Annotated in this window: 8 protein-coding genes and 1 rRNA gene; 4 read left to right on the forward strand and 5 right to left on the reverse strand. The window is 50.0% G+C overall.

The window, feature by feature from the left end; all coding sequences use genetic code 11:
• The first annotated feature begins 168 nt into the window (after positions 1 to 168).
• The gene (locus BMW93_RS36160) at positions 169 to 2,214 is read left to right on the forward strand and encodes a sigma 54-interacting transcriptional regulator (RefSeq protein WP_218147742.1); all 2,046 of its coding nucleotides are present in this window, start codon (positions 169 to 171) and stop codon (positions 2,212 to 2,214) included.
• A gap of 39 nt (positions 2,215 to 2,253) precedes the next feature.
• Complete coding sequence (locus BMW93_RS27085; protein WP_090383809.1) at positions 2,254 to 4,650, forward strand: histidine kinase dimerization/phosphoacceptor domain -containing protein; 2,397 nt, start codon at positions 2,254 to 2,256, stop codon at positions 4,648 to 4,650.
• 15 nt (positions 4,651 to 4,665) lie between these two features.
• Here BMW93_RS27085 and BMW93_RS27090 read toward each other — a convergent pair whose 3' ends face one another.
• Genes BMW93_RS27090 through BMW93_RS27100 form a run of 3 tightly spaced genes read right to left on the reverse strand, consistent with a single transcriptional unit; the run spans position 4,666 to position 8,655 of the window.
• On the reverse strand, positions 4,666 to 6,258 hold the full coding sequence (locus tag BMW93_RS27090) for an MFS transporter (protein WP_090383814.1): 1,593 nt from the start codon (positions 6,256 to 6,258) through the stop codon (positions 4,666 to 4,668).
• Positions 6,255 to 7,301: an HlyD family secretion protein gene (locus tag BMW93_RS27095; protein WP_090383816.1), complete on the reverse strand. Its 1,047-nt coding sequence runs from the start codon at positions 7,299 to 7,301 to the stop codon at positions 6,255 to 6,257. Before BMW93_RS27095 ends, BMW93_RS27090 begins: the two co-directional genes overlap by 4 nt.
• Before the next feature lie 19 nt (positions 7,302 to 7,320).
• Positions 7,321 to 8,655, reverse strand: coding sequence for a TolC family protein (locus BMW93_RS27100; protein ID WP_090383818.1), 1,335 nt, complete (start codon positions 8,653 to 8,655; stop codon positions 7,321 to 7,323).
• 468 nt (positions 8,656 to 9,123) lie between these two features.
• Between BMW93_RS27100 and BMW93_RS27105 the strand changes: the two genes are divergently transcribed.
• A complete protein-coding gene (locus BMW93_RS27105; protein ID WP_090383821.1) occupies positions 9,124 to 9,687 on the forward strand; it encodes a DUF4833 domain-containing protein in 564 nt (187 codons plus the stop codon).
• Here the strand turns inward: BMW93_RS27105 and BMW93_RS27110 are convergent.
• Positions 9,677 to 10,222, reverse strand: coding sequence for a carboxymuconolactone decarboxylase family protein (locus BMW93_RS27110; RefSeq protein ID WP_143061731.1), 546 nt, complete (start codon positions 10,220 to 10,222; stop codon positions 9,677 to 9,679). The genes BMW93_RS27105 and BMW93_RS27110 overlap by 11 nt on opposite strands.
• Positions 10,223 to 10,277: 55 nt before the next feature.
• Positions 10,278 to 11,153 (reverse strand): RNA polymerase sigma factor SigJ, encoded by an 876-nt coding sequence (gene sigJ, locus BMW93_RS27115; RefSeq protein WP_090383826.1) that lies wholly within the window; start codon positions 11,151 to 11,153, stop codon positions 10,278 to 10,280.
• 340 nt (positions 11,154 to 11,493) lie between these two features.
• On the opposite strand from sigJ, the gene BMW93_RS27120 reads away from it, so the two are divergent.
• Positions 11,494 to 11,727 (forward strand): 16S ribosomal RNA (locus tag BMW93_RS27120); the annotation flags it as partial.

An 11,727-nucleotide genomic window follows, 5' to 3' on the forward strand; every position in this document is an offset into this window, starting at 1 on the left:
AACGCAGTTATAACTAATGTAACGATCAGTAAATTAGCTGCTTACCGATTAATGCATTCGGTTTAATCCACTTGTTCGTCAGCTTGTTCCCGCCAGAATACCCGGGCGGTATAGTTATTTCTAAATATGAAATTGGTCGTTATCTCAAAATTCTAGCCGTTTGAAGCAATGCAACCATCATCCAGTCTTTCAATCCACACATCTTCCTGCAAAATCCTGATTGTGGAAGACGAATATATTATTGCCAACAATCTTGAAATTATATTGACCAACGCCGGTTACACGGTGCAAGGAACTGCCAACTCGGTCGCCAAGGCATTGGATTTGATCGGGCAGCAGACACCCGATATGGTCCTGCTGGATATTTATCTCAAAGGGAATGAAACTGGTATCGACCTGGCCAAGCAGTTGGAAGAAATCAATATTCCCTTCATTTACATTTCCGCCAATGACAACCAGAGCGTGCTGGAAGCGGTAAAGGCCACACAACCAAGCGGATATATTGTCAAACCATTCCGCGATAAGGATGTCCTCACGACCCTGGAAATCGGGCGATACCGGCATTCGCATAGTGTGGAGGTGAAATTGCGGGAGGAAAAAGCATTGCAGATTGCGCTTACCGAGGCAATGTCGGACAAGGGCAGCTGGGAAAGCAGGCTGTTGACTGTCGCCCGGTTGTTACAGAAGCATATTCCGTTCGATTTTTTAACCGTCCGGCAAAAGCGTGCGCATGCGACGCATGATTTCAATTTTTACCGCGTAGGATTCGAAGAGTACCAGGTGCTGGGTGTCCGGGACATTCTGCAGATGACCCATTCAAAGATCGAGCCACCCGTGCTTTGGCCGGACGGCCTGCTTTCCAACGAGCCCGTCCGCTATTCGGAAAGGGAGATGGAGGACTTGCTTTTGCAGGACCCCTATATACGGCTGGTAGCCAAAACGTTCCGTTTGCAATCGGCGCTGGCGATGTCGTTCGCCCTGGGAAATGGCGAACAGTTCCATATTTGTCTATTAAACCGGAATCCCCAACCTTACCTGGTCTCGCACCAGGCCCTGCTGGGACGGCTCGAACAACCGCTGTTGCTGACGCTCGAAAGGGTAATGGCCTACGAAGAGGTAGCCCGCCTCAGCGAAAAACTGAAACAGGAGAACTCCTATTTGCAGGAAGAAGTAAAGGCGTTCGTGAATTTCGAGGAGATTATCGGAAAGAGCGAAAGCCTGCTGCACGTATTCAACCTGGTTACACAAGTTGCGCCGACGGACACGACGGTATTGGTGATGGGGGAGAGCGGTACGGGAAAAGAGCTGATTGCCAGGGCTATCCATAACCAATCGCTTCGGAAAGATAAAATTCTGGTGAAGATCAATTGTGCGACGTTACCGGCAAACCTGATCGAATCGGAATTGTTCGGCCACGAAAAGGGGGCATTTACCGGCGCTATCGAAAAACGGACCGGCAAATTCGAGCTGGCGCACGGGGGAACCATATTCCTCGACGAAATCGGCGAGCTGCCGCTGGAATTGCAGGCAAAATTGTTGCGGGTACTTCAAGAGAAGGAAATCGAACGGATAGGAGGAAGGGCGCCAATTAAAACAGATGTGCGCGTCATTGCGGCCACGAACCGCGACCTGGAAACTGAGGTAGCGGAAGGCCGTTTCCGAATGGACCTTTTTTACAGGTTGGCAGCCTTTCCGCTGACGTTACCCGCACTGCGCGAACGCAAGGAGGACATTAGCTTACTCGCACACTTTTTTGCCCGAAAACTGACCCGGAAACAAGGAAAGCCGTTTTTAGGGTTCAGCGATACGGCACTCGACGAGTTGATCAATTACACATGGCCGGGAAATATCCGCGAGTTGGAAAATGTCATTGAACAGGCCGTCATCCTGAGTAACGGGCAAACGCCGCTGGCGCTCGGCAGGCCTCTTCAAAAGCGGTCCTTTGCGCTCAATGCTCCCCCGAGCCAGCCTGAAAATAACAAGACCTTCGCACAGGCGACAGCAGGTCCGCCCAAAAATTTGTCGGAAATGAAGCAGATGCAACGGATATCGGAGCGGGAATACATTCTATCGATCCTGAATCAGACCAACGGGCGGATCCGGGGCGCCGGCGGCGCTGCCGAACTGTTGAACCTGAGGCCTACTACACTCGAATATCGCATTGAAAAAATGGGTATCCGCAAGATGCTCACAGTCCAGTCACCTGATTCATAAACACACCCGCATACAACGGTAAATTTCGTCAAACTCACTATGCCACGCTCTGGATCGGTCCTTCTCTTTTTGCTGACGACGTGGCTTGGCTTTTGGGGCATTCCCTCGGAGGCACAGCCCATCCGTGTTTCCGACACTTCCGGGTTGACGCATGAGTCGGCGTTTGGCAAGCCCGATACCAATCAGATCAGGGCGTTGCTCGAACTCGGCAAAAAAAGGCTCAGGCCATCATATACCCGAAAAGCAAATCGGGACAGCGCGCTCTTGTTTTTTCGCCGGGCCGAAACGCTCAGTGCCAGGATCGGCCATCGGAAATGGCTGGAAGAAAGCCAGTGTTTGCAGGGTATTGCTTATTTATTGGATAGCAATTGGCCGAAAGGCAAAGCTTACTTTATGAAGGTCGTCCGGGAGCGCCAGGAGCGGGGCGACAAAGCGGGGGAAATCAGGGCGTTGCTCAGGATGGCGACGACGATTTTTTGCGACGACTGCCAGGAAAACAGGGTCGCGCTGGAAAGGGCACTGGCGCTCGCCCGGGAGATCGGCGACCGCTCCCAGGAGATGCTGATCCTGATGGAAATGGGCTATCAGGATTTTCAGCTACATACCGGGGATACCAAAGAGGCCGAAACCAAAGCACAGCAGGTAATGGCCATTCAAACCCAAATCGGTTCAAAGCCGTTGACCCGGGCTTATCATGAACTGGCGGATGGAAGTGTCTACAAAACGCCGACCGAATACGGCTATTTATCTAATGCCTATTATTTTTTGTCCGATATAAGCCAGGCCAGGGGGGATTTAAACCAAAAACTGTTTTACATTCTCAAAGTCGTCAGGGACGCGGAGGAAAGCGGCCAGCCCGACGAACTCGACTACGCTTATTACAGGTTGGGTAATGCCTACTACGAGCTGGGCCAGTTCGATAAAAGCGTCGTCTACTACCATAAATCCTTGGCGCTCAGCCGGAAAAAGGGTGTATTCCTGGTCCAAATGGCGCTTGCTAACCGAATGGCCCTCACCCTGTTGCGGCAGGGAAAGCCCCGGGAGGCGTTGCGGTTTCTGCAAGATGTCGTGCGGAAAGATCTGCCGTATACTTATGAAGACGTACTGCTTCTGGCGCAGTCCTTCGGTGCGTGTTACGACGGTTTGAAACAATACAGTGTGGCTGAAATGTACTACCTCCGAAGCGTGGCATGGAGCGACGAGGTCACATCCGGTTTCCAGTATTCGGCTTGGCGGAAAATCAGCCAGTTTTATGTAGCACACGGCCAGTTTGAAAAAGCATCGCCCTATTTGACCCAATTACTGGCCGTGCCCGGCAAAAAGATTATTCCCAGCCACAGGATCGAAGTCCACTGGATGCGTTTCAAGGTGGATTCCGCCCAGGGAAATTACTTGTCGGCTATCAGGCATTATCAGAAATACAAAACACTGAATGATTCGGTTTTCAATGTAGCAAAAAGCAAGCAAATCAGTCAGCTGAGCATTCAATACGAGACTGAGAAGAAAGATCAGGACCTCAAATTGAAAGGACAGGCGATTCAACTTCTAACGGAGAAGAGCCTGCTTCAACAAAACCAGTTGCGCCAGGCAACCTATATCCGGAATGGTATTTTCGCGGGGGCTGTTCTGTTGATCCTGCTACTCGGTTTAGGGTTTAAAGGCTACCGGGTGAAAAAGCATATCAACCAGCTGCTCGAAGCAAAGCAGGTCGAAATCAATCGTCAGAATCACGCGCTTCAACACATTGTGAAGGAAAAAGACCATTTGCTGATCGACAGGGAACAATTGCTTACGGATAAGGACCGGCTCCTGGAAGAACGGGAATGGATGCTGAGGGAAATGCACCACCGCGTGAAGAACAACCTGCAAATTATCACGAGCCTGCTGCATTCGCAGGGGTCATTTCTCAAAGACAAGGAAGCCTTCGCCGCCATTCGCGAGAGTCAGAACCGGGTCCATGCAATGGCATTGATCCACCAGAAACTCTACCAGGCCGACCGCCTGTCCAGCATTCCCATGAACGATTATACCCGTGAAATAGTCGACTATCTCATCAACTCGTTCGATCGTGCGGACATCCGTCGGGAATTTAATGTAGATCCGATCGATCTGGATATTGCATTTGCCGTGCCATTGGGGCTGATCCTGAACGAAGCGGTGACCAATTCGCTCAAATATGCTTTTCCGAAAGGCCGGATCGGTACATTGAGGATCGAGTTCAAAGAAGAAGGTCCTAAAATCTACCGGCTTGTAATTGCCGACGACGGGATCGGGTTTCCGGCAGATTTGAACCCTAATCTGAGCCGGACGCTCGGTATGAGTCTGATCCGCGGATTGAGCGAACAGATAGATGGCACATTGCGCATTACGCAAACCGGCGGTGTGCAGATTACGCTGCGTTTTTTTGAAGACAAGGCCCCACGCATTCCCGCGTGACCGGTTTCCGAATGGTCACTTATCGCTATTTTGTCCGAGTAAATTCCGGAACATCCTGAACACCGGCGGCGCCAGGCAGATAATGGCAAGCAGCAGTAACAAAATTCCTGTCATCAGCATAAAAACATTCATGCTCGCGCGCAGCTGGCTCTGAATGGTTAAACTTTTACTTACCTCCACAATGGCCAATGTCTGCGCCTGTCCCCCGGTAAATCCCGCGTACTGGTACGACACGGCATTTTGCGAAATCCTGCTCGTGAAATTCTGGTCGTATTCCGTCAGGTTTCTCAAAAGCACCTGTCTGTTGAGCAGATTGTAATACCGCTGCATCGAGAAGAACGCGGAAACGCTGATTACCGATGATGCAAACCTTGCCATGGTAGCCATTACCGTGGCCGAAACGCCGGTATACATCGGCGCAGAGGCCAGGACGAAACGGATAATGGGTACAAACAAAACGCCACAGGCGGTACCTTGCAGGAAAACGGGGGCGATCAATTCACTGAAAGAAATATCACCGGAATAACTGAAATACATCCACAGATGATAGATCAGCATGACCGAAAACCCCATGATGAAAGCGGTTTTGTTTGAAATAACCTTCAAAACGGACGATTGGGCCATCGTCCAGATACCGAGCACTATGCCGGACACATTGCAAAGGGCCAGCATGATCAGCCGCTCGATCGGCCACTGCAGGGTAGCCGAGCAATAGGCGTACACCAGGTTCAGGCTATCCTTTACGACGTAAAACAACATGAGCAGGATAATGCCGACATAAAAGTTGAGCGATCTGAAGGTGTCGAGGTGAATATACGGACGTTTTAAAAATGACTGCCTGTATAACATCAACCCGAACGAATTGATAGAGACAATGGCCGAGCAGACAATTACCGGATCATCAAACCAGTCTCTGGCGGGGCCATATAATACGGTATAGGCAAAAGATACGAGCGCGATCAGGTTAAAAGTCCCGCTGGTCCAGTCCAGCTGGTACAAAGGGTATTTTTTGACATTGTTATGGGGGTTCAACAGGAAAAACACCAGAACAAGTGTAGTGAACTGGATCATGATCATATAATAGTAGATGTTCTTCCATTCCATATTGCCGACGACCCAGGCGCCGAGTATCCCGATAATGACGCCGGAACATAAAACTGTCCCGAAAAACACCGACAGGCCGACCGTCGGGATTTTATCGGGCGTAAGAACAGAGAATAAAAGTGTCAATGCAGCAGCCGCAATGGCGCTTACCGCAAAGCCGGTCAGCAGGCGAAGGAATATGAAGATGTAAATATCATGGACAAAAATATGGCACACACTTAACAGCATGCTGGCCAGGAGGGCGGTGGCCAGCATATTCCGGGTTTCGAAGTAACGTACAAAGCGAAACTGGAATGGCAGGGCGGCCACGATGCCGCAATAGGTTACCTGTAATGCGAGGGAAACTTCCTGCGGCTCAGCTCCAAAGTAGGCTACCACATAATTCTGCGTCATGGCAAATACGACGAACTGAACGATTCCGGTTGCCAGGATCAGCACGAGTGAAATCCGGATGCCCCAGGGCCATTGAAGGGTCCACGGCTTGAAGTAGGTCGGCGTTTTCATTGGCGTGACATTTTTTGGGCTGATACGATCACACTCATCCCGGCTCTCAACAAGTCCATATCGCCTTCCGTCAGTTTTATTTTGACCGGAACCCGCTGAACCACCTTTACAAAATTGCCCGTAGAGTTATCCGGCGGTAAAAGGGAGAATTTGGAACCGGTACCCGCCGAAATAGCCTCGACTTTTCCAGCATATTCCCTCCCGCCCAGGCCGTCGACAGCGATTGAAACGTATTGCCCGACATACAAATGGTCAAGCTGTGTCTCTTTAAAATTGGCGGTAACCCATTTCTCTTTTTTATTCACAATCGAAACAAGTGGCTGTCCCGGCTGAATTTGCTGGCCTTCCAAAATCGTCTTCCTGCCCACCTGTCCATCATATGGCGCCCTTATGACCGTGTATCCCAGATTTATTTTGGCAAAAGTGAGCTGTGCTTTTTTCTTTTTGATGTCGGCCAGGATCAATGCCCTCCTGCTTTCCAGTTCCGCTATTCTGGCGTAGGTGGATTTGAGATTGTCCTCCGCGCTGTTGAAATCGCTTGCCGCCACGTCGTGCCGGGCAGTAATTTGTTCCAGTTCCTGGCCGGTAACTGCTTCTTCATCAATCAGATTCAGGTACCGGGCCAGGTCTTTGCGCTGCTGCGTCAGCCTTGCGTTTGCCCCGCGTATCTGGTGTTTGTTCACCAAAGCCCCGATTTGAGCGGCCTGGATACCGGCCGAAAGGACATGCAGTTGCGCCTCCGCATCTTCGAGCGTCGCTTCCGCTTCCAGGAGTTTGGCACGGTACTCCCGGTCGTCGAGGATTACCAATGTATCCCCTTTTTTGACTTGCTGATGTTCGCTGAAAAGTACGCGCTGGATGTACCCGCCGGCGCGTGCCGAAACGGGATTGATATAAGCTTCCACCTGGGCATCATTGGTTTCTGCAAATTCGTTGCTACGGATAAAGTAGTCCGAAGTGTAGCTTAGCAGGGCGATGATCAATATGGCCGCAGTTCCATTTGTAAGCAACCGGCCAATCGGTTTTTTGGAAGAAGTTGTCATGTTTTCTGAGATGAACGGGTTATAATGTTCCCTTTGCAAAACGAAGCTGGTGGTAATAATTCAGGGCATCGACCTGCGCACGTATGAGGCTATACTTCGATTCCTGAAAAAGGTTGTCGGCATCCAGAACATCGATCAACAGGGCCAACTGGTTGTAATATTTGGTACTTACGATCCGGTAATTATCTTCGGTCTGTTCAATGGTGCTCTGCGCGACGGCGATTCTCATCAAAGACTCCTGGTATCTGATGTACAATGCGGAAATCTGGTCATTCACGTGATCGGCCAGGGATTGTTCGAGTTGCCTGGCGATCTGTATCCTGATGGACGCCGCCGATTCCTTGTATTTATTGTGATATAAAGAAGATAACTGATACTGCACTTTCAGTCCGACGAACCCCACGGAATAGGCCTGATCGACAGGCGGGAAAAAGAGATTATTGGGGTAGGACAAATTATAAGCCGCAAATAGTGCCAGGATGGGTTTGTAGTTGCTTCTGACGAGTGTCAGCCTGGTTTGCGAAATCTCTTCCGATATCAGCGCCTTCCTCACGGCAAAGGATAATCCGGCCTGGCCGTATGGGTCTGTCGAAGGCGCCAATGTGATCGGCGGGATAATCCGCGCGGAGTCCGTCGGTACTATATCTTCTTCATCTCTTTGGTTGAGTAAAAGTTTCAGTCTGTTATTAATGATCCGGCGGTCGTTCGCCGTCTTCTCTGCCAGCAGCCGCACATTGGCCAGCACGACTTCCGATCTCAGGACGTCGTTTCTCGTAACCCTTGTATTCTTGTACAGCGCGCGGATATTTTTCAGGCGGGTTTCGGCCCGGTTAAGTTGTTCGCCCACTAGTTTCTGCTGTTCAATGACATTTACCAGCTCGAAGTACTGCACACATACCTGCAAGCTCACGCTGCTTTTCTGCTCGTGCTGATTTAATGTGGCGAGTTCCTTGCGCTGTTTTTGCTCCTCTATCTGTGCTTTCTGACGTCCTCCGGTATAAAGATTAACCGAGGCCTCGATGCTCGTTCCGGCGCTGTTCGGGCCGGGTATCCGGGTAATGCTGCGCGAATCCGAAAGCCCGTCCGAAAACAAGGTAACCTTACTGAACCGTTGATAGAACGCTCCCATGGTGACCTGGGGCAGGATGGCATTTCTGCTATCATTATAGTCGGCAAGGCTGACCAGCCGTTCCTGGTAGGCAATTTTGTTCGATAGGTTATTCTCCCTCGCGAGGTCAACAGCCTGATCGAGCGAGAGTTTTATCTGCGCGTCCGTCCGCATTGCAATCAACGCAAGCCCTGCGAAAAGAAGCCATGATCTGTGGTAAAAAAATTTTCTCCGTCGCTTTATCATTTTAGTGGTACTCGTTTGAGCTTTGCTTTTTGACTAAGCTCCCTGACAAAGTCCCTGCCAATCCTGAAAGTATCAAATGGCAAGGCCACCGTCGGTTCGGCGGAGTTCAATGCATTCGCCGTCTGCGGCGCCTGTAACCCTGATGGACTGATAGTTATGCCCTCTCTATGAAATCCATTTGTGCCAAATTAAAGGTCGGTTGGAGCCGCCAACGACATCCAGTTTTCCGTATTTCCGGATCAGCCATTTGGAGTAATACAATTCTTTGTCCGGCCGAATGCGCCTTTCCTGCATCGCTGATGCCGATTCCCGGGTTACCACGGGCACGCCGGGCCGTGGTACAAGCTTTGATCTCTCATATGTATTTCCATTTGACTCTCATTGCACAAGTATCACAATGTGCCAACCGGAGATTGGCACATTGGGGTGATCGGGTAGCTTAATGGTGGGTCGATAGCACGATGAATTATGAAAACAACACTTTTACTGGTTCTGCTTTCCGTCGTCCGGGCATTTGCCGGGTCATCCTGCGTCGAAGCTGTTTTGCAATCTCCCGCGCAGGATACGCTTCCCGTGCCGAGCGACGTCCCTGATCTCTTGTTTTACATCCAGCGCGATCCCAATGCAAATACAGTTTGCTATGTCCTCAACTTTAACAGGGATGGAGCGCTCGACATCCGCAGTCCCATCAGGATATTTTGGATAAAATATGCGGAAAAGGGCGAGCGAAAGGAGTTGACCTATGCGCAAAGAAAGTTTGCCTATGGAATCAAAGTACGCCGGCAAGGGGCGGACGAATATGAGATTACATTGAATGTCTGCCCAAAACGGTTGCTTTATCTCCGGAAGGGCGCCGATGGCAGCTTCCATATATATACGATGATTAGTAGCAGGAACTGTACATTGCAACGGGTTTTTATCCGGATAACCGGCGGTACAAAACTTTCCCCCGATGTGGAATATGTTGAGTTGACGGGGAGAGATCTGCAAAACGGGAAAGCGATGGCGGAAAGGATTAAAGTTACTGTATAGCACAGAGCCCGTCGGAGCCTATCCCCAGTGCCAGGTTCATCGTATTGTAATAAATTTCGGAAGCACAGAGGAAGGTGATGTAAACGATTTTGTCGTCGCTGAAATGCTGTTGCAAATCCTGGAAGACGGCATCAGGTACCTGCTTATGCAAGGTCACTTCCTTTACGTACGCCAGGCACGCGCGCTCGGCGGGCGAGAACAATTCACTGGTTTCGAAATTCTGAAGTTCGCCCAGTTTCTTCATTGAGTTTCCTTTACGCATGGCATAGGCCTGGGCAATGTCGAGGCAGAAAGTACAGTTGTCCAGTTCCGACACCATCACGTGGATCATTATTTTCAGGTCGTCTTTCAAAGTTGCTTCTTCGCTGATCTTGTAGAAAAGCGAGGCCACTTTCATCAGTTTCGGCACCCTGGCGTACACGACTTTGGCGGGCGTGATCACTTTGCCGATCATTTTTTTCAAATACCAATACCCTAGTCGCACGTACAAACTTTTGGGTTGCTCGATGGGTTGCAGTCTTAATTGATGTTCCATTGTAAAACAAGTATTTTACAGGAAGACAAACAGAGGCCCGTTTCGTGACAGTTTTTTATCCCTGGTAGCGGATATTTTTCAATTTATCGGGATTCCTGATAAAATAGATGCTGACGATGGCGTCGCCTTCATGCTCAAAGCAAATGCAGGTAATAGGCGCCCGGGTGACTGCATCAAAGAGGGCTATTGCTGGCAATCCGTTCACCATCAGTACATTAAATAACGGGGCGGGAGTTGGTGCTTTCCTGAAAAGGCCCAGTATAAAACGGGATACCGGATCGGGGCCAAACAGCGGCTTCGTTGCGGACGAGGCTTTACCGCCGCCGTCTGCATAAAAGCTGATATCTTCTTTCAACAGGGAGATCAGCTCGCCCTGATCCTGGTTTACACACGCGACCATGAATGCTTGGAGGAGTTCCTGGTGGCGGGCCACATCGGATTCAAAGCGTTTTTTATCCTTTTGCAGCTTTTCTTTCGCACGGTGCAGGTGCTGTCGGCAGGCGCTCTCGGGGATATCGAGGATCGTTTCCAGCTCTTTATAAGGAACGTCGAAGCTTTCACGCAGGAGGAAAATGGCCCTTTCCAGCGGATTCAGCTTTTCCAGGAGAAAAAGAAAGCCTATGGAGAGATCGTTGCCGGTATCGGGAGTGACTTCCGGCAGGTCTGTATTAGTTAATGGTTCGGGCAGCCAGGGCCCCATATATCGCTCTCTTTGTTGCTGCAATATTTTTAGCCGGTTAATGGAGCGATTGGTCACAGCCCGCATCAGGTAATGCCGTGGATCTTCAACCTGGCTGCTGTCCATTTCCAGCCACCTTATATATACATCCTGCACAATATCTTCCGCCTCGGACTTTTCTCCGATCATTCGGTAGGCGATGCCGAAAAGCAAGGAACGGTATTCGAAGATATCGGGGCGTTGTGTGGTCATGGATTAGTTGGCTTTTTGGGGTCTGGCCCGGACTGCGAATTTAAATTCGAAAATTGGTAAAAAAATAACAACCCGCTAACGTCCTCTCCGTCAAGTTTTATCGCTCGTGCGAGGGAGCTACTGGTTAAAATTCCGGAATATTTTTCCGACCGATGTTTGGAAGTTAAAATATGCTTACTACTTTTGCACTCCCAATCGGGGACAACGGTAGCGAAAACGATCGCTGCCACGAGTTCTGGAAAGCCAGAGCAACGTTCTTTGACATGATGAAGAGAGCAAAAAGATAGGTTCGTTAGAAACATTTGATCTGTTTTTTCGGAAGCAAGATCGCAACATATTTACAATGGAGAGTTTGATCCTGGCTCAGGATGAACGCTAGCGGCAGGCTTAATACATGCAAGGCGAAGGGGCAGCAATGTCACTGTCGTACGGGTGCGTAACGCGTATGCAACCTACCTATCACTGGGGGATAGCCCGGGGAAACCCGGATTAATACCGCATAAAACAGGGGCACCGCATGGTGATATTTGTTAAAGATTTATTGGTGATAGATGGGCATGCGTTCGATTAGCTA

It is taken from the genome of Dyadobacter sp. SG02, assembly GCF_900109045.1.
Classification (GTDB): domain Bacteria; phylum Bacteroidota; class Bacteroidia; order Cytophagales; family Spirosomataceae; genus Dyadobacter.